Source organism: Ktedonobacter racemifer DSM 44963 (assembly GCF_000178855.1).
Taxonomy (GTDB): domain Bacteria; phylum Chloroflexota; class Ktedonobacteria; order Ktedonobacterales; family Ktedonobacteraceae; genus Ktedonobacter; species Ktedonobacter racemifer.
The window spans coordinates 2278911-2296001 of record NZ_ADVG01000004.1 but is presented as its reverse complement, the minus strand read 5'-3'; the positions used below and the strand labels follow the sequence as shown (position 1 = coordinate 2296001).

Annotated in this window: 17 protein-coding genes; 5 read left to right on the top strand and 12 right to left on the bottom strand. The window is 52.6% G+C overall.

Annotation, left to right across the window (positions count from 1 at the left end):
- The first annotated feature begins 16 nt into the window (after window positions 1–16).
- Together KRAC_RS51765 and KRAC_RS51760 are read left to right on the top strand one after the other, a co-directional pair.
- Window positions 17–373, top strand: coding sequence for a hypothetical protein (locus KRAC_RS51765; protein WP_007921037.1), 357 nt, complete (start codon window positions 17–19; stop codon window positions 371–373).
- A gap of 8 nt (window positions 374–381) precedes the next feature.
- On the top strand, window positions 382–2529 hold the full coding sequence (locus KRAC_RS51760) for an NACHT domain-containing protein (protein WP_007921036.1): 2148 nt from the start codon (window positions 382–384) through the stop codon (window positions 2527–2529).
- 170 nt (window positions 2530–2699) lie between these two features.
- On the opposite strand, the gene KRAC_RS73040 is transcribed toward KRAC_RS51760, so the two are convergent.
- The 6 genes from KRAC_RS73040 to KRAC_RS51735 all read right to left on the bottom strand — a co-directional run bounded on the left by KRAC_RS73040 (window position 2700) and on the right by KRAC_RS51735 (window position 8072).
- Window positions 2700–2861, bottom strand: coding sequence for a hypothetical protein (locus KRAC_RS73040; RefSeq protein ID WP_007921035.1), 162 nt, complete (start codon window positions 2859–2861; stop codon window positions 2700–2702).
- A gap of 27 nt (window positions 2862–2888) precedes the next feature.
- Window positions 2889–3497 (bottom strand): hypothetical protein, encoded by a 609-nt coding sequence (locus KRAC_RS51755; protein WP_007921034.1) that lies wholly within the window; start codon window positions 3495–3497, stop codon window positions 2889–2891.
- A 140-nt stretch (window positions 3498–3637) separates the two neighbouring features.
- Window positions 3638–3973 (bottom strand): hypothetical protein, encoded by a 336-nt coding sequence (locus tag KRAC_RS51750; RefSeq protein WP_007921029.1) that lies wholly within the window; start codon window positions 3971–3973, stop codon window positions 3638–3640.
- A 294-nt stretch (window positions 3974–4267) separates the two neighbouring features.
- Window positions 4268–4696: a VOC family protein gene (locus tag KRAC_RS51745; RefSeq protein WP_007921027.1), complete on the bottom strand. Its 429-nt coding sequence runs from the start codon at window positions 4694–4696 to the stop codon at window positions 4268–4270.
- A 711-nt stretch (window positions 4697–5407) separates the two neighbouring features.
- The gene (locus tag KRAC_RS51740; protein WP_007921025.1) at window positions 5408–6754 is read right to left on the bottom strand and encodes an IS701 family transposase; all 1347 of its coding nucleotides are present in this window, start codon (window positions 6752–6754) and stop codon (window positions 5408–5410) included.
- 211 nt (window positions 6755–6965) lie between these two features.
- On the bottom strand, window positions 6966–8072 hold the full coding sequence (locus tag KRAC_RS51735) for a MarR family winged helix-turn-helix transcriptional regulator (protein WP_420795865.1): 1107 nt from the start codon (window positions 8070–8072) through the stop codon (window positions 6966–6968).
- 145 nt (window positions 8073–8217) lie between these two features.
- On the opposite strand from KRAC_RS51735, the gene KRAC_RS51730 reads away from it, so the two are divergent.
- Window positions 8218–9465 carry a glycosyltransferase gene (locus KRAC_RS51730; RefSeq protein ID WP_007921022.1) on the top strand — a complete coding sequence of 416 codons (1248 nt, stop codon included), beginning with the start codon at window positions 8218–8220 and terminating at the stop codon, window positions 9463–9465.
- A 207-nt stretch (window positions 9466–9672) separates the two neighbouring features.
- Window positions 9673–11043 carry an MFS transporter gene (locus tag KRAC_RS51725; RefSeq protein ID WP_007921018.1) on the top strand — a complete coding sequence of 457 codons (1371 nt, stop codon included), beginning with the start codon at window positions 9673–9675 and terminating at the stop codon, window positions 11041–11043.
- Window positions 11044–11659: 616 nt separating this feature from the next.
- Here the strand turns inward: KRAC_RS51725 and KRAC_RS51720 are convergent.
- Complete coding sequence (locus KRAC_RS51720; protein ID WP_007921016.1) at window positions 11660–11971, bottom strand: hypothetical protein; 312 nt, start codon at window positions 11969–11971, stop codon at window positions 11660–11662.
- 10 nt (window positions 11972–11981) lie between these two features.
- Entirely contained in the window at window positions 11982–12176 is a 195-nt protein-coding gene (locus KRAC_RS51715; RefSeq protein ID WP_007921015.1) for a PNPOx family protein, read from the bottom strand.
- Window positions 12177–12409: 233 nt separating this feature from the next.
- On the opposite strand from KRAC_RS51715, the gene KRAC_RS51710 reads away from it, so the two are divergent.
- Window positions 12410–13663, top strand: a complete 1254-nt coding sequence (locus KRAC_RS51710; RefSeq protein ID WP_040447528.1) for an RNA-guided endonuclease InsQ/TnpB family protein — start codon at window positions 12410–12412, stop codon at window positions 13661–13663.
- A gap of 79 nt (window positions 13664–13742) precedes the next feature.
- Here the strand turns inward: KRAC_RS51710 and KRAC_RS51705 are convergent, their stop codons facing one another.
- From KRAC_RS51705 to KRAC_RS51690, 4 genes are all read right to left on the bottom strand, one after another.
- A complete protein-coding gene (locus tag KRAC_RS51705; protein ID WP_007921013.1) occupies window positions 13743–14123 on the bottom strand; it encodes a helix-turn-helix transcriptional regulator in 381 nt (126 codons plus the stop codon).
- A gap of 96 nt (window positions 14124–14219) precedes the next feature.
- Window positions 14220–15041, bottom strand: coding sequence for a sugar phosphate isomerase/epimerase family protein (locus KRAC_RS51700; protein WP_007921003.1), 822 nt, complete (start codon window positions 15039–15041; stop codon window positions 14220–14222).
- Window positions 15042–15044: 3 nt separating this feature from the next.
- Window positions 15045–16106, bottom strand: coding sequence for a Gfo/Idh/MocA family protein (locus tag KRAC_RS51695; protein WP_007921001.1), 1062 nt, complete (start codon window positions 16104–16106; stop codon window positions 15045–15047).
- Between the two features lie 90 nt (window positions 16107–16196).
- On the bottom strand, window positions 16197–17090 hold the full coding sequence (locus KRAC_RS51690; RefSeq protein ID WP_007920999.1) for a sugar phosphate isomerase/epimerase family protein: 894 nt from the start codon (window positions 17088–17090) through the stop codon (window positions 16197–16199).
- Between the last annotated feature and the right edge of the window lies 1 nt (window position 17091).

Sequence of the window (17091 nt, the reverse complement as noted above, 5' to 3'; positions counted from 1 at the left end):
ATAGAAGGAGAGATTCATGGCACAGTTTGATCAACGTGGACAGAAAATCACAGGAAGCCAGTACAATGCTGGACGAGATATCAACTGGGGAACGGTACAAAGTCCTGTAGATCTCGTGTCAGAGCTAGAAAAACTGAAGGAAGAAGTAAATCAAGCTCAGCAGAATAGTCTTCTTGATAAAAAGAAAGCTACAGATGTTGAGTATCAAATCACAAAAGCTATTCAGGAAGCAGAGGAGTCACACCCAGATAAAAAGACAATAGTTGATCATCTCAAAACTGCAAAATCTTTTCTTGATGGCATTGCTACTGTCGGAGGACTGATAACAACTATAGCTGGCGCGATAGAAGCTGTTCAAAAACTCTTCTCCTGAGGTGTTGCATGACAAAGTTTGATCAGCGCAAGCAGCGTGTCGAGAACCAATACAACGCAGTTCGCGATATCAATTTGCATCAAACAGTCATCCCTTCTTTGAACGAAGCAGAACAACGATACAATAGACGAGAGATGCTTAAGAGAGTACAGGTATGGAGAGTTGATCCCATTCTCGACCGTGCATTCCATGAAATGGACAGAATTTCTGTTGCGTTTCACTATCAACTCAATGAAGAAGTAAATCCCTGGAAATCTGTTGTGCAAGAATCCAACAAACCTTTGCTCCCTCTTCCTACAGGGTTATCTATAGCGCAAGTTTATGATCAATCTGGAGGGCAACTCCTCATTCTGGGAGAACCAGGAACAGGTAAAACCATTTTGCTCTTGGAACTTGCCCGCAACCTCCTTGATAAGGCTGTACAAGACGATTCTCATCCCATACCCGTTATTTTTGATTTGCGGTCGTGGGGAAAGAAGCGAAGGTCTCTTGCTGAATGGCTTGTTGAGGAACTCCATGATAAATATCGCGTTCAAGAAAAAGTGGCTCAAGTTTGGATCAGGAATAACAGTCTGGTTGTGCTGCTTGATGGCTTTGATCAATTGGCTGTCAGGGTCCGTCAGGAGTGTATACAGGCTATTAATGCGTATCTACGACAACAAGGTTTTGTATCCATTGTCATATGCAGTCGCTTAACAGACTACCTGCACCAAAAAGTTCAACTTGACATTCAGAGGATAATAACAATTCAACCGCTTGCTTTACAGCAAGTCCTCACACATCTCTCTCAAAGGAGAGGATTGTTTACAATAGTGCAGGATACCTTACACCATGATCCGATTTTACAAGAATTACTGACGACTCCATTGATGTTAAGTGTTTTTATGTCAGCTTACCAAGACGTATCCATCGAACAAGATGTATTGACGGGAACACTGGAGGAACGTCGGCAAAAGATATTTTTAACGTATATTCAACAAATGTTTAAACGAGGAGGTATAGCCCGCTATTCAGAAGAGAAAACCGTGCAGTCGCTACAGCAACTAGCAAAATATATGAAGCAAACCCATCAAGAGGAGTTTTTTATCGAGCATATACAATTCGATTGGCTGACAGAAGAACATGCACGTCGTGCCCATAGAGTGATCATACATGGAAGTACACTGTTCCTCGGTTTTGTGGGTGCGTTAGGAGGCTTTCTCATCACCGCACCTAGCCTCGGATTGCTCCTTAGAGTGATCATTGGCATTATTGGATATGGTTTGTTTACTGGGCCCATAGTGGGATTTGTTCTTGGAAAACACCTGAAACAAAACTCAATAATACAGCCTACAGAAGTAGGCCATTGGTCTTGGAGACATGCATGGGAGAATATAGGCAACAATATACGCCTTATAACAAAAATTTTTAACATTACTATATTTATCGACTTATTTCTCGTAGGGATGAGAATGGGATTTCATATCAATGAAGGTCTAGCGAAGGAATACCTTATTGGTTTTATTGCAGGATTGGGACTTCCACTAGTGGTATCACTGAGCTTTGCAATAACAGTCGGGTTAGCGGGTGGGTGGTCAAGCAGCTTATTAGAGAAAAATCAGCGTGTAAGGCCGAATCAAGGAATACGGCGCTCATTTTACCATAGTTTGATTTGGGCTATCGCTTGTGGCTCGATAGCAGTCGTGGATACGACTGTTATGACATGGTTGTGGGATAGGCTTATCCCTGGACTCGATAGTTCGCCCCAACTAATTATCAATCCCCTATTCATTGGATTGGTTTTTGGAATATGTGCTGCTTTGGCTTCTGGACTGAAGTATGGTGGACTCGCATGTATACAACATTACATCCTACGTGTGTTCCTCCAGTTTGAAGGAAAGATGCCTTTAAATGCTACCAGCTTTCTTGACCACGCAGCAGAGCGTATCTTGCTTGACAAAGTGGGAGGAGGATATAAATTCATCCATAACCTTCTCCAAGATTATTTCTCTGGACACTCTACAACGCCACTTTCTGAAGAATTTACATACCCAGTAGGGAATGAAACACAATTAGCTCGAGAAATCATGGCATCGCCGAGACAAGAAAGACAAATAGGACCACATCAGAGGTTTTCAAAGAAACGAAAGAAACGTCGTCAATCGCGATCTCGGTAAAATCCGATAAAACCTTAATATTTTGAGCCAAGAAGGAAAACGAGCCTTATCATAAATTCATGGCATGAAAAAGCTAATGGCTTACTTTTTTCGTTAGAATCTCACCGATGGGCCTAATAAACCCTCAAGTTTTTTTGTATTGAAAATCTGAACCGTCTCCAGCAATATTGCTATCTTGCCCCTGGTAGCACGAACGTTGGAAATGGGCCTATTTCAGTAGCCATAAGGACAATCAGGACGCGGCAATCATTAAGCTCCATATCTTTCAATTCCGCTCGTATCTGCCCAAGGTTCAATCTAAACAATCCTGAGGTATCTTTCTTCTCTGTCATAAATCCCTCCTTGTGTGATGTGGTGGGTTACTCTTCTTCGTCTGCCTCTGCTTTGGCCTTTTCGAAGGCGTCTATTTCCTCCTGGGTGGCAGGCTCCAGCTTGTATGTTCCATCTTCCTGCTTCGCAAAGTGTTCGCCAACAGAGAGGCCCATCCAGTCCAGCTCTCCAATGCGATGGCTGATGTTCTGGCCGTCTTCATCTGGATACCAGTACGAGCCGTCTATGGATGATTCGGTATAGGCTCCAGTATCAACGATATGCATTAGCTCGCCGTACTCTTTGCAAGCCAGGGCGCGCCCGTGTTGTTCGCACGCATTTTCCTCTTCCTCTGTGGCCTCTACAGCTACTGGCTCTCTATCTTCATCGTCCTCACGATCGGGGATGTAGACCTTGAGCGTTTTCTCGATGGGATAGGAATAGCCGAATGTGCTGGTAGCGGTGCCCTGGACGTGTACCAAGTAAACAGGCGAGCCGTTCACCTCGTCGGGCAAGGTGCCTACAATAAAGGTATAATCAACTCCAACCTCTTTAGCGTCCAGGTTCCCCTCGTTGGCTTCATCCTGCCACATAAAAGCCGCAATCATACCCGCCTGGCGGTGTGCAATTGTACTGTCTATCTTCTGCTTAACAGCCATAGTGATAGCCTCTTTCTGTTATCATATGAGCAAGAGCGTTGCTCTTTTCCGATCTCACCAGGGCGGGCTCGTGCTACCTTTGCCCGTTCCTGGTGCTTCTAACGTGATGCCTCTAGTATACGCTACTTTGCTTTCCTGCACTAAAATGGGTGGTCGCCAAGCTCTTCTAGGTCACTCTCAAATGGGTTGCTGGGCAGATCAAGGCTGTCATCTTCTGGCGTTGGCACAACTGTGTATGTGTACTGCCCTGCCTCTTTTACGGTGCCTGTGGTCGCGTCGTACTCCTCATCTGGTAAGATAAGGTAGGTTTCATGAGCACTGCAATACTCGGCCATGATGTTAGAATTCATGCTTTTGTACAGAAGATTGATACCAGTGCTGGCCTCCTGGATCTCTCCATAGCTCCAGAACTCGACACCTTGCTTGGCGCAGCTGGCGCTCGCCTTTGCTATACACCCACTTGCCTGCAGGGTCATAGGGGTCAGCGTATCCAAACCTGAAAAGAGTACGCTAAGGATTCTGCGACGAGTTTTCTCGTGAGCAAACCGTTTTCCCGTTGGTAGGCTCTGAGTTAAGGAAGAAGCCCTCTAGCCGCAAAGTAGATAAGTCCGGCACAGTTACATTATCGGCAGAGTTTTTTGCGCAATAAAATGGTCAACTCTGCCGATAACACCGAGATTCTGGCCAGAACTGGACCGATAATGTAGATTATCGGTCCAGTTTGATGATCGTTTGGTTTCTCGCAGCGACCAAAGAACCAGACGAAAGAGTTAATTTCCTTGCAGGTTCAATTGCCATGAAACCCCGTATTTGTCTGCAATCCAACCAAACTTTTCGCTGAACGGATATCTATCAAGAGGCATGAAAACCGTGCCGCCTTCAGAAAGCTTTTGAAACAACCCATCGATTTCTGGTTCTGTTTCGCATTGTACAAATATCGACAGAGCCGGGGTGAAGGTAAAAGCATGTTGTCTGCCGCTATCCTGGGCTTGAAATTCCTGTCCATTGAGAGAGAACCTGGCAAGCTTGACGGTTCCTGCTGCCTCTTCTTTATCTTCGCCCTCGCTCCACCGTTCGATATGCAAGAGGCGTGAATTCTTGAACAAGGACATGTAGAATGTAATAGCTTCTTCAGCTTTGCCGCATTGTTCTCCGACGAACAAGAAGTGTGAAATGAACTTTTGCTTTGAAGTGTCCATTGAAACCTCGCTCCTTCTACGAAATGAGATAGACGATCAACGATATGAGTCTTCTCTAGACTCAGACAACCTTCTTTGTGTTGTCCGTCTGTGTATTCTTTCGGACACCATAAGAAATGGAATATGTTCCATTGCACAATGGTACTCTTGAGAAGATGGGAGGCGCTTGCCATTCAAAACTGTGCCGCACTTATCCACTTTGCGGCTGCCGTCTCGCTATCTTAACGCAGGGCCTGGTAGTTCTACTTTTTTGCTTCGCATACAAAAAGCAGAGGATAATGCAATGACCCCATCTATAGCATCGCTCCTCATGCGGTTAGATATGAAGCGTGGCTGAAGATAGCTATAGAACAGAGCTTAGCGTACAGTTTTCAGGTTTGGATGCGCTGACCCCTTTCTTTACAGGAAGTATTGTTCTTGGTTTTGTCGAGTATTCTTACGACGCTTTGCCAAGCGTTCAAGAGGTTCTTTACAATATCGTAGCTAGCGTGTTTCCTTTCTTGGGGTTTGGTGCTCTCTTGCTTGCGGTCGGAACTGATGAGCTACAGGGATCAGAGCTTCGCCGTGCTCTTCATTACGCATCTGTGCTGACAACTACACTTATTGTCTCCCTGTTTGCTACCATTATCTGGAATGTTACTAGCTGGCTACAATTTTATAATAGGCCTTTCGGTGTTTTTTTGACGAAAAGATACCTGGACTTTGCACATTTTAAGCTGAGGAACAGACGATATCAGCGAAGCGAGAGAGGTCTGAGCGCGGAAGTAAAATGACATTAGGGTTTTGGGGCAATGTCGAATAACGGAAATCATTCCACAGATGACGCCGCACAACAGCAAGCACATCGGCGAACGTCGCCTGGCGCTTTCGGTACCACGCTGTTTGTTGGAATGGAATATCCCCTGTGGGATGGTGGTGGTGACCAAGAAACGCGACCAAGCTGTAGAGCCCAAAGAGGCAAGGCGTCATCCGTTCGATCGCCTTGTCTGACCATTGTCGCTGTGTCTCCACACCTAAATGTGCCCGGCTCTCTTCAAAGGTGACTTCAGCACACCAGCGTTTCATAAAATCGGTGATGATAGAGAGGCCAGATTGGGTTTGATCAGTCGAGAAGTAGGCTCGTGGCTCGTGTTTCCCCTCGGGATCACGGCTCAAAACCCATCGGATAGGTAAAGGCGTTTGACCTCCGCGATACCACAGTGCCGTTGCACTGCACCATTCGATCCGCCGTTTGCCTTGTCCATACCATGTGACCCAGGCTTGCTGCCAGGTAGTATGTGGGTCAAAGAGCACCTGATCAAACTGCGGGAGGCGTTGGCCTATCAGGCGTGGTCGCCCCATTTGGCGTGGTTGACGTGTTGGAGGAGGCGTATAGAGACAGGCATCAAAACGCAACGGGGCGATGAGCGTGATCTGCTGTTTTCGGCAGGCCGTTCCCAACTCTACAACACTATATGCGCCATCACCAACAAGCTTGATAGCTCGATCAGGGAACCATCGGCGTACGAGCTTCATGAGTTGTTTAGTCCAGTCTGGAACGGTTTTATGCCGGCGCCCTAACCTCATATCGACCTCCTCGGAAGTCAACAAGACACAGAGAAAAGGAAGTGCCCAGGGTCGGCTCGTCCACGGAGGGGTGACGATGAGCATCAGGCAAAGCCACCTCAAACCACGACTGATCCTCTTTTGCTTCTCTGACGAGCGCACAGGGTCATGGTAGTATCCACACTTCGTAATATGTGGTCCCCATCGCCGCTCTAACGTTTCATCTGCTACGATTTCAACTGTTGCCCCTTTGGGAACAAACGTCTGAACGAGCAGCAGCAATAGAAGGCGACTGATTCGAAGAGGAGACCAGCGAGCGCGACTGAGGACATGGTGGAAGAGATTGAAATGCCTTTCTTCTTGCAGTCCTGCCGCTCGTAGCGCTGCTGTTACTGTCCTGCGTCCATGCGTCAGGAGCGTTCCTTCAATAAGTTGCACGACCTTTTGCCAGGTCGGCCTCGTGAAAGCTCCTCGGAATGGAGCTAAAAGGCTCGCAAGAGGATGTGGGAACACTGGAAGAAACCTCCTTTTCTCGCACAACGGACACTACTATTCCTTGCAGTGTACTGGCAGAGGTCAAAAAGGCTCTTCAGTAAAAATGTGCAAAGTCCAGGATACGACGTACCATATAACTAGCGAGCTCCTGCGAGTTGAGCGGAAGCCTTGCATCCGAAAATGAACGGCTTCCATGCCCCTGAATCGAGCGGTGGCTCGTTTGCTCGTGTCAACCCGCGGTAATGGTGACGTTGCTGGCGGAGCCCGCAACGTCGATGTCGTAGCATGGGGCCGTGGGGTCCATGTCCGAGCTTTGGAGCCGCACGTCGTTGCCCACATGACTGAAGGTTTGATCGTCGAAGCGCAATTCGGAGACCCACCCCTTGAGGTGGACGCGGGCCGCAACCCCTCCCGGACGTCGAATCGTCACCACTGTTGCTCCCCCGCTGATCTGGATGGGAACGACCCTGGAGGGCACAGGAAGCTCCAGGTGGATGGAACTGAGTCCCCCCTTGACCTCCAGCCCGACGAGATCGAGACCACCTAATTCAGCGGTGATGTCCGCTGCCCCGCCCTGGACCACGATCTGCCAGGGGATGGCGACGTTGAGGGACACTTCGGATGCGCGTTGCCTCCAGTCCACCACCCCCAGATAGCGGGGATAGCGGATCGTGACCACCCCATCTTTGGTCTTCACGTTGGGCGCCGGTCCCTCGAAACGGGCCTGGTAGAGGGTGGCGCTGTTGTCGTCCGCACGCACGAATAGCCGAGTGATCCCGGAGGCGAAGACGAGCCGACCGTGAGCATGTGCTTCCAGCGGCGCGGAGAAGATCCCTCCCTCGCCCTCTGGCGCTTCTCGCAACCGGGCAATTTCCTGCCGAGCGATCTCGTTGCTGCGTTGCAGAAACGCGAGGAGGAAGGCGAGCTGCTCCTCGTCGTAGTGCGACGCAAGGTCCTCCCATGCCTTCCCGAGGGCATCGAACAGCGGGCCACGGTTATGCCGGCTGTCTGTGTCCGAGGCAAGCTGAACGAGGACTCTGCGGCCATCGTTAGGGTCGCGAGTCCTCTGGATCAGGCCGGCCTTCTCCAACCGGTTGAGGATGCCGGTGAAAGTTCCGGTGGTGAGTCCCATGAGATCTGCAAGCTGGCCGGCTGACGCTTCCCCCCCATTCTCCAGGAGATCGAGGACCTGGATGTCGGTGTCTGTCATCTCGATGCGAGTGGCAGCCGCCCGAAAGAAGGATGCGCCCAGTCCATAGCACTGCCTCAGCTCTCGCGTCAATCTGGCGAGCGTCTCTGGAGATTTTCCCTGTAAATCCCTTGACAAAATGATCACCTTCCTGTAAGGTATATTTATCTTGTTAATCAAGGTAAATTATTAAGTGATATTGCTTGTGAAACTAGCATAAATCCAAGAGGATTTGCTGGATGATCAAGTGATTTGCATTATAACACACGCCAGACGTGGGGAGAAGAACACCATGCGTATCGTGATGATTGCCACCGGGTCCTGGGGAGATGTCCGCCCCAATGTCGTGTTGGGGCAAGCCCTCCAACAAGTCGGCTATGAGGTCGTGCTGGTCGCCGAGGAGTCCTTCCGAGAATGGGTCGAAGGCCGAGGGATCGTCTTTGCCGGACTCAGCTTCCAGATGCAAGCGTTGCTCGATGAGCAGGCTAACAACCGCACACCACTGCAGACGATGCGTTGGATGCGCAGGATGACGCAAACGATGGTTCAGATGGGCAAGGAAATCGCGGAGGTGATTCAGACTGGCGATATCGTGCTGGTGAACGAAGGGCTCTTGGGGCTGGTAAATGGTGCTCTGGAAACACCGGACGTTCGCTTCCTCCACCTGAATCTGCAGCCCTGGATTCCCACCACCGAGTTCCTGGGCATGTTCCCCGAACGACCTACTTGGCTTCCCATGCCGGCTGCGACCTACAATCAATGGGCTGGTGGGGTGGTACGGCGGTCGCAGTGGTGGGTGATGGGTAGGTACGGCAATCAGGTTCGCAAGCACTATCTGGGCCTGCCGAAACAGACCTGGGTGAAGCATCGTGCCCTGCTCGAGGCCACGCCCTCGGTGTTGCTGGTCAGCCCTGCGGTGCTCCCCCCACCTGCTGACTGGCAGCCGCAGCATCATATCACCGGTTATCTCTTTGATGAGGAGAGCGGCTGGGAAGTGCCCCAAGCATTGCGTGATTTCCTGGCCGGGGGTGAGAAGCCGGTGTATATCGGTTTCGGCAGTATGCGCGAACGCCAGCCGGAAGCCACCACCCGTCTCCTGCTGGATGCCGTGAAGCGGACGGGAAAGCGGGCCATCTTGCTCAGTGGGTGGGCAGGGATTGGGGCGTCGGATCTGCCAGAAGACGTATTCTTGCTCAACTATGCTCCGCATAGCTGGCTGTTCCCGCGCATGGCGGCGGTGGTGCATCACGGTGGGGCGGGGACAACGGCCGCGAGCCTGCGGGCAGGGGTGCCATCAGTGATCGTGCCCATGCTGTCCGATCAACCATTCTGGGGGCGGCGCGTGCATGCGTTAGGGGCAGGCACCAGGCTGATTCCCCGAGCGAGACTGACAGCCGAAAATCTGGCAGCGGCGATTACCGAAGCCACGACTAATCGCGCGATGCAGGGGAAGGCCGAGGAACTGGGAGCGAAGATTAGAGCGGAGGATGGGGTGAGCGAAGCGGTGAGTGTAATCCGGAAATACCTGGAGACTAGGTGAAACGGGAGCACGTGCAGGGACGGAACGGTCCTCTGGTTGGAGCAGTGAAGCAACACGCGCCAGAACCAAGCGGAGCATCAGGAAATTACATTCACATGTCGCGATATATGCATCCAGAGAACGAAATAGTGTCCAGCAGCGCGGCGCAACCCCCCCACGCTGCTCAAGCAGGACGGTGAGACCCTCGCACAGGAAAGGAACATTCCCATGTCAACAGATATGCCTCCAGAGAACGAAACAGTGTCTCCCAGCGTGGCGCAACCGCCCACGCTGCTCAAGCAGGACGGCGAGGTCCTCGCGCAGGCTGGTTCCCGGGAACCCAACGCGGCCCAACCAGTTGGGGGAGGGATGTTTCACCCCTTTCGCGTGCACAATTTTACGCTGCTCTTTGGTGGTCAGACGATCTCCGTCCTCGGCGATGCGCTCTATGCCGTCGCATTGCCGTGGCTCGTCCTGACGACGGGCGGCAGCGCCCAGGAACTGGGTCTTGTGCTGACCGCCTACGGTATTCCCCGCGCGGCGAGCATGCTGGTGGGCGGTTGGCTCTCGGATCGCCTACACCCGCGGCGGGTCATGCTGATGGCGGATGCCGTGCGTCTGCTGCTGATGGCTCTCCTGGCGGCGCTGGCCCTGGGAGGACATCCCACCGTCTTTCAGTTCTGCGCGATCGCTGTGCCGCTGGGAGCCTTTGGGGGCGCATTCACACCCGCCTCTATGTCCATCTTGCCGGATACGCTGAGCAACGAGAACCTACAAGCTGGCAATGGGCTGATGATGTCCTCGATGCAGGGTGCGAACCTGATTGGCTCGGCTTTCGCTGGCGTGGTCATGGCCGCGTTCACCGCAGGAGCGGCCCTGGCCATCGACGCGGCGACCTTCCTCGTTTCGGCGCTTTCGCTGGCCCTGATGCGCACGCCCTCTCGTGCCACATCCAGCACAAAAGAGGCAGGAGCAAGCCGAGAGAATCCATCAGCCAGTACCCAGGAGCAAGGTACGCGGATCAGCTTCTGGCAGTATCTTCGCACCTCGCGGCTTATTCAGGTAACCCTGCTGCTTTTTATTGTGATCAGCCTATGCTCAGGAGGCCTGGTAGAGGTCGCGCTGCCCGCGTTGATCCACAGTCCCATGCACGGAAGTGCGAGCAGCTATGGCGTTATTCTGGCAGCCTGGGGTGCAGGAGCGCTCGTCGGGGCAATCTTCGCTGGCATGCTGGGCAAACGCAAACACAAAGGGCTGATCGTATTCCTGGGTGGCCTGATCGTGGCTGCCATGATTGCGCTTCTCCCCATTGGGGGCATCCCTGGAGCCATCGTCTGTATGCTGATTGGCGGCATCGCCAACAGCGGCCTCACGATCCTGCTCTTCACTGCGGTCCAACTGAACATCCCGAGCCATCTGATGGGGCGTGTCATGGGCCTGCTGATGTTCTGCTCCTTCGGGATGTATCCATTCTCGGTCGCTCTGGCTGGCGTGCTCTCGAACCAGTTCGGCCCGGCGATCCTCTTTCCGTTCGGTGGACTCTTCCTGGCTCTGGCGATGCTGTTTGGGATGACCCAAACAGCGTTGAGAGAGATCTAGCAACCATGCAAAACGAGATGAAGCGGCTTAAGCCGCTTCATCTCGTTTTGCATGGTTATATCATTTTCGCACTTTTAACGAAATATCTCATATAGAGGTAAGGCTAGGATCACTACAAAAATCTATCACAAGGCAACCTTGTGATAGATTTTTGTAGTGATCCTAGCCTTACCTCTGGTTGCTGGTAATTGGCGCGAAGGTTAGACGCTTTTTAGCGCGAAGGGTGGGATTTTGGCGCGAAGGTTGAGCAGCACAGCCATTGGTAACGAATCAAGCCGCTCCACAAGCGGATGGCTGCAAATCGTTTTTGTAAATTCGGTTGCTCATTGATACATCTTGGCTATTCCCACGGGATGCGCAATGAGGTACTACCCCTCTTTATCCCTTCGAGGTTGGCTTGTATTGAAGGCACAGAAACATCTATACTCTCCTAAGTGGATATCCTGCGAAGTAGGATGTCAGAGCGGCCCGCTCTGACAGGGGATTACAATGGCGTCTTCCACCTGGTAGAATGCAGTCCTGGGGCCGCTTTTTGCCTCCTCTCCTGAATTTACAGCTTTCGAGATTCGTGAGCCGCTTCCGAGGCGGGTTCTCGCTCGACCAATGGTTGAGGTGCTCAACCTTCGCGCCAAAATCCCACCCTTCGCGCTAAAAAGCGTCTAACCTTCGCGCCAATTACCAGGTATTGAAGACGTAATAGAACGTTTCGCGTCTCGCCGGCGAGTGCACGGCACAGCAATTGCTGGATGTTGCGCTCGCTTTTCACCAGGTGAGCCAAATGATCCTTGGCGCGCCACGGAGCTTCTCCGGGAACATCACTCGCCGTTGCCGGGCGCTCCAGGTCTTCCGGGCTCAGCCCTTGAAAAAACGCCATGACCTGCATCTGCGATGCCGCAAGTGTGTCCAAAATCTCTGCGCGAGTTGGCATGATTACCCTCCTAGAAACCAGTGGGAAGCATAAGGCGTGTCCAGACGGCAACCACCGGCGTGGCATGAGGGCGACCGTCAGCTCGCCCTGTCGAGAGCCAAAACAGCTCGGCGGTTTCAAGCACGCGGCAGGTCTCCTCCCATGGAGTGGCAACGGCGTTTGGATCACTGTATCGCGGGTCGATGGTTGTGATTGGTTCGTTCATTCAAAAACTCCTTTCGATGGGAAAGGAGCGTAAGAGCAGCAATCGAAAATGTGCGCGACTATGCTTAAAGGTGTGCTTGTTGTCCACCTTTGGAGGCGTTGACAGAGAGACGATATCATGGTATGCTACACGCACCATACAAGAAAAAGTGTTCTAAACCAGAATATCTGATGTTTCTAGCGAAAGAGGCGACGTCTCTCTCTCAGTGTGGTGTTGAAAGGGAAGGGGTTTTCATGCTCCTCTGCAAAAAGATCAAACTTGACCTCAGCGAGCAAGACATGGCTACCCTTGAGTTCATGCAAGGAAAATGCAGAGGGCTCTACAATTGGTGGGTGATGAAATTGCGAGACGGTGAGAAGTGGCGCTTCAACGCCTGCAAGAAAACGCTGGCCGAGAGCCGTGCCCATGATCCTGAACTTAATCAGGTCTATGGGAAATTGCTTGCGGAAGTGTACTATCGCCTGGATGGGGCCATGCGAGCCTTCTTTCGTCGCGTCGCCAATGGGGAAACCCCAGGCTTTCCCCGCGTGCGCCCTCGCCATGGCTTCTTTACCCTCTGTTATCCGGCGATGTATCTCACGCTTGAGGGAAACACGCTCATGTTGCCCACAGGAGGCAAGGGCAAGCACAAACGCTTTCCTGCCATCCGTGCCGCACTCACCGAACTGCCTCCAGAAGGCTTTCGAGAGGTGGCGATCAGTCGCGATGGCAGAGGTAACTACTACGCCTCTTTCAGCTACCGAGAGCCCGAGCAAGCCAAACGCGATGGCAACACCGTGGCTTTCGATCTGGGCATCAAGACGCTGGCAACTGGGGTCACGCAAGAGGGCCGGATCTATCACATCGGTGGGTTCAAAGGCTCGCGTTGGTACAACAAACAGTTGGATCGGCTTCGCTCGAAACGCAGCAAGTGCAAGAAGAAGTCGCGTCGTTATCTTCATCTGAGCAAGGTGTACAAGCGCGTGTCGCAGAGGAAGCGCAACAAACAGCGCGATAGCCTGCACAAGGCATCGCATCTCATCGCACGGCGATTGGTTGAGAGAACTGTCGTCGTGGGCGATCTTTCCCAACGGCACATGGTCATGAAAGAGCATCAGGAGCGAAACAAGGCGCTCAATCGGGCAGTCTACAATGACTGGGGCTTGTATGCCTTCGTCCAAATGCTCACCTATAAATGCCAGTTGTATGGGAAAGAGCTTCAGTTGGTAGATGAGCGTAACACGTCCAAGCAGTGTAGTGGCTGTGGGAATCTGCAAGCCATGCCACTGTGGAAGCGGACGTATCAGTGCGCGGAATGTGGACTCGTCATGGATCGAGATGAGAATAGTGCTCACAACATCTTGACGAGGTTCCTTGCCCGGCGAGGGCCATACACTCAGGCTTGTCCTGAGTGCGATGTGCTGCAGGTGACCCAAAGCGGCGTAGAAGTCATGGGGACTTCCTGTGAGGGCCAAGTGCAGCAATTGAATCTATTCGAGGGTGCATAAGCACATTTGAGTAGATTTAGAAAGGCAGGTGGGGAAAGGTGAGACTGTCGGGTCTTTCAAGCTGAGACCCCTTCCTCGATCATAACCGCTTTGCGCCCTGCTCCTTCTGCTCCCAACGACTGATGCTTCCTCGCGCTGCCCCAATCTTCTCAGCGAGATCCTCCTGGCTCCAATTGCGAAGACGACGCTCTCGTCGAAGAAAATTTGGATGCTTTCCCCGTCCTTCAGGTTGCTGCTCCTCCGGGGGAAGATCTATCATCTTTCCTATCATCAGCGCGGGAAACAATTCCCCTGGCTTCTTCTCATACAACGCTGCTAGCTTGCGCCGATAGTAGGGCATGGACTCAACATGCCCATTCTCCCAGCGACTGATCGTCGTCACCGCAACACCCAATGCGTCCGCAATCTCCCGCTGCGAATATCCACTCAATTCACGGGCCCGCTTGAGCACATTCTTCATCCTCATCCCCTCCCCCTACAGGCGCAGGAGCTCGGGAGTCTTGAGACGGCGATCATGGGTTTCCACCCATGATCGCGATGCCTTCCCCTCCTCTCGTTAATCGCTACACAATGGCAGCAAGCTCTGATAGCATTGTGCAGCGGCCTGCGCGGCGGGCAGTTGCCAGAGGTCCTCGTTAAACATTTCGATGGAGTAGAGGCCGTGGTAGCCAAACTCTTCCAGGCGGGCTATGATAGCGCGCAGGTCGAGAACACCCTGTCCCGGTAATACGCGGTCACTATTACAGTTGCTGAGATCGCCCGGTTTGTCGCGCATATCGTTGAGGTGAACATGCTTGATCAAGGGAACTATCTCTGTTGTGAGGTGTTCAAACTTAGTTACAGTAGTGTAGTAATGGGCGGGATCAAAGAGAATGCCCACCTGTGGATGCGCGACCTGCTGCACGACCTGCACAGCGCTATGCAGGCTCTTGATGACCGGCGACCAGTTGAACTCGACGGCGATGGCGACCTGTAGCCCCTCCATCCCGCGGGCCAGATCGCGCACATTTTCCGCGATTATGGGCAGGGTATCGCTCGTGACCTGCTCAGGTCCATCAGTGCCGATGACCATCGTACCGCCGCCCAGCTCGTGAATGAGGCGAGCGTTGTTCAAAAGCAGATCGTGATTGGCACGCTGCTGCTCAGGCGAGCCAAAGCAGATAATCGCAGTCTCGAAGCCGCCGATTGCCTGCAGGTTGTAGCGTGCCAGTAAAGCGCGCGTATCGTCAAGAGTGTGGCCCTGCGCGATGTACGCTTTAAGCTGTGGCAATACAAACTCGACCAGCGTAAAGCCTGCGTTAGCATAAGCATCCAAAGCCTCTTCCAATCCCCCGTGTCTGGTCGAGACCGAGTTGATAGTCAGTTGTGCACGTCGCATAACTTATAGCACCTCCGCAATCTGAATAATACGCTCCATAACACGTACGTCCCATAGACAGGTTTCCGCTGGCGCGCGCAACAGCTGCTCGCCTGTTAGAGCACGTACGAAGCCTTGCGCTTCGCGGAAGAAAGCCCAGTCGATCGGCGCGTGATACTCCGTTGTTACATAGCCTCGCTGGCTCGACCGCGTGACGATTACCCTGGCCGCCTGTTGACGATTCATCGGTACTGGCGTCTTAATAATCAGCTCACCCCTTTGGAAGGTGAAGGTCGTATATTCACGCCAATCCGGCGAGAAACTGCTGGCCCCGCGTACTGTAACTGGCACTCCTTCATGACGTAACAACGCCTGCATCGAGTGATCGGCCTGGAACTGGGCCGCATAAACTGTCATTTCGGAACCAAGCAGGTAATGGCAGAGATTGATGTTGTGCGCGAAGATGTTCACCAAGTAGCCATAGGCAGCCTGTTGCTGTGGAGTAGTGCAGCCATCCGGATAGGTTGGGCACAAGGGAGGTAGTGGCGTTGTATTGTCTACCTTAATCGGCGTGCCAGTATTCTGTAGCCAATCTCCTCCATCGCACTGTGCGTCAACGCTCAGCAGCGGACCCAGCTCGTCACTAGCTCTCACCTCATTCAGCAGTTGCCTGGCAAGTTCAACGCCGGTATCGTAGCGCTTCATAAAGCCGACCGCGTAGAGCAGCCCTTTCTCCCGCGCCAACGCCATTAACTCCTGTGCTTCGTCCAGACGTCCGACCATCGGTTTCTCAGTAAGTACGGATTTCCCTGCCTGTAGAATCTGCTTCACCAGCTGATAATTATTAGGCCACTGCTGAATGCAGACAACCGCGTTAACAGTTGGATCAGCCAGGAGCTGCGCGTTATTTTCGTAGACATGAACGTTGTATTTTTTGCCTACAGCTCGCGCGAGCAAGGGCTGTAGGTCGCTCACTCCGGCGATCTCGCAGTCGCCACTATCGCGTAAACGGGCATAGTTGGCGAGATGAGCCAGTTGGCCCATCATGCCGACACCGATAAAGCCAATTTTGGGTCTGGCGGCCATAGATAACGAACTCCTTCGTGAAAATAGTCTGCTGTGGCGGGGGTGTGCTGGTGCTCTTCAGGCACACCAGCACACTCTCCATCTTTATTGCTAGAGCGTATGTGATGATGTAATGGTAGTCTGCCAGTTGCGTTCCTGAGGATGGATGAGTGGGTTGAGCACCTGCCAGCCACGGTCCAATCCCTCGTCGAAACGCTCGTTCCAATAAATTGGGTCCTCGTGCTCAATGGCAATATCACCGGTATAGCCAATCTCGTCCAGCGCCGAAATAAACTGTGCCCAGTTGATCTCGCCGTAGCCGGGGATGCGGAAGCGAAAGTAATCACCATTTACGCCGCCGCGATAGCGCCGCTCCGGCAACATCTCGGTATCTTTGGCATGCACGTGGTAGACGCGATCCTTGAATTCGTGTAGCGCGCGGATATGATCGATCCCTTGCCAGTAGAGGTGTGAAGGATCAAACTCCAGGCCCAGCGCCTTCGATGGCACTGCTTTAAAGAGCGCATTCCAGGTATCGGGCGAGCCACCGATGTTGACCGGATTGAAGGGCAGGCGACCATGGATCGACATCCAGTTTTCGAGCGCGATTAGCATGCCACGTTTTTCGGCCAGCGCTGTGATTGGTCCAAAGCGCTCAGCGAAGAGCTGGATATTGCCTTCCCAGTTGCGCTGAGCATCGAAGCCGCCCATGCTGGCAATAACATTGATGCCCAGAGCTTCCGCAGCGTCAAAAACGCGTGCGTAGGCCTGCGTGATGGCCTCGGGCGCTGAAAAGCTTCCCCAGGCTAGGTCATAATAGGCAATACTATTGACGGAAACCTTATGTTTCTCAGCAAGCCGCTTCGTCCTAGCGATGGCCTCGCGGTCCAGTTCACCTTCAGCCGGATTGCCAAAGGCGCGCGCGTTGAGTTCGATACCATCGAAGCCCAAAGCGGCAGCTTTTTCCAGATCAGCGATATTGCTGGTGAGAAAACTAAGTTTCATG

What these genes read in the sequence shown, in the direction of transcription:
- KRAC_RS51765 (WP_007921037.1), top strand. Translation starts at nt 17, where the DNA reads ATGGCACAGTTTGATCAACGTGGACAGAAAATCACAGGAAGCCAGTAC.
- KRAC_RS51760 (WP_007921036.1), top strand. Translation starts at nt 382, where the DNA reads ATGACAAAGTTTGATCAGCGCAAGCAGCGTGTCGAGAACCAATACAAC.
- KRAC_RS73040 (WP_007921035.1), bottom strand. Translation starts at nt 2,861, where the DNA reads ATGACAGAGAAGAAAGATACCTCAGGATTGTTTAGATTGAACCTTGGG.
- KRAC_RS51755 (WP_007921034.1), bottom strand. Translation starts at nt 3,497, where the DNA reads ATGGCTGTTAAGCAGAAGATAGACAGTACAATTGCACACCGCCAGGCG.
- KRAC_RS51750 (WP_007921029.1), bottom strand. Translation starts at nt 3,973, where the DNA reads ATGACCCTGCAGGCAAGTGGGTGTATAGCAAAGGCGAGCGCCAGCTGC.
- KRAC_RS51745 (WP_007921027.1), bottom strand. Translation starts at nt 4,696, where the DNA reads ATGGACACTTCAAAGCAAAAGTTCATTTCACACTTCTTGTTCGTCGGA.
- KRAC_RS51730 (WP_007921022.1), top strand. Translation starts at nt 8,218, where the DNA reads ATGCGTATCGTGATGATTGCCACCGGGTCCTGGGGAGATGTCCGCCCC.
- KRAC_RS51725 (WP_007921018.1), top strand. Translation starts at nt 9,673, where the DNA reads ATGTCAACAGATATGCCTCCAGAGAACGAAACAGTGTCTCCCAGCGTG.
- KRAC_RS51720 (WP_007921016.1), bottom strand. Translation starts at nt 11,971, where the DNA reads ATGCCAACTCGCGCAGAGATTTTGGACACACTTGCGGCATCGCAGATG.
- KRAC_RS51715 (WP_007921015.1), bottom strand. Translation starts at nt 12,176, where the DNA reads ATGAACGAACCAATCACAACCATCGACCCGCGATACAGTGATCCAAAC.
- KRAC_RS51710 (WP_040447528.1), top strand. Translation starts at nt 12,410, where the DNA reads ATGCTCCTCTGCAAAAAGATCAAACTTGACCTCAGCGAGCAAGACATG.
- KRAC_RS51705 (WP_007921013.1), bottom strand. Translation starts at nt 14,123, where the DNA reads ATGAAGAATGTGCTCAAGCGGGCCCGTGAATTGAGTGGATATTCGCAG.
- KRAC_RS51700 (WP_007921003.1), bottom strand. Translation starts at nt 15,041, where the DNA reads ATGCGACGTGCACAACTGACTATCAACTCGGTCTCGACCAGACACGGG.
- KRAC_RS51695 (WP_007921001.1), bottom strand. Translation starts at nt 16,106, where the DNA reads ATGGCCGCCAGACCCAAAATTGGCTTTATCGGTGTCGGCATGATGGGC.
- KRAC_RS51690 (WP_007920999.1), bottom strand. Translation starts at nt 17,090, where the DNA reads ATGAAACTTAGTTTTCTCACCAGCAATATCGCTGATCTGGAAAAAGCT.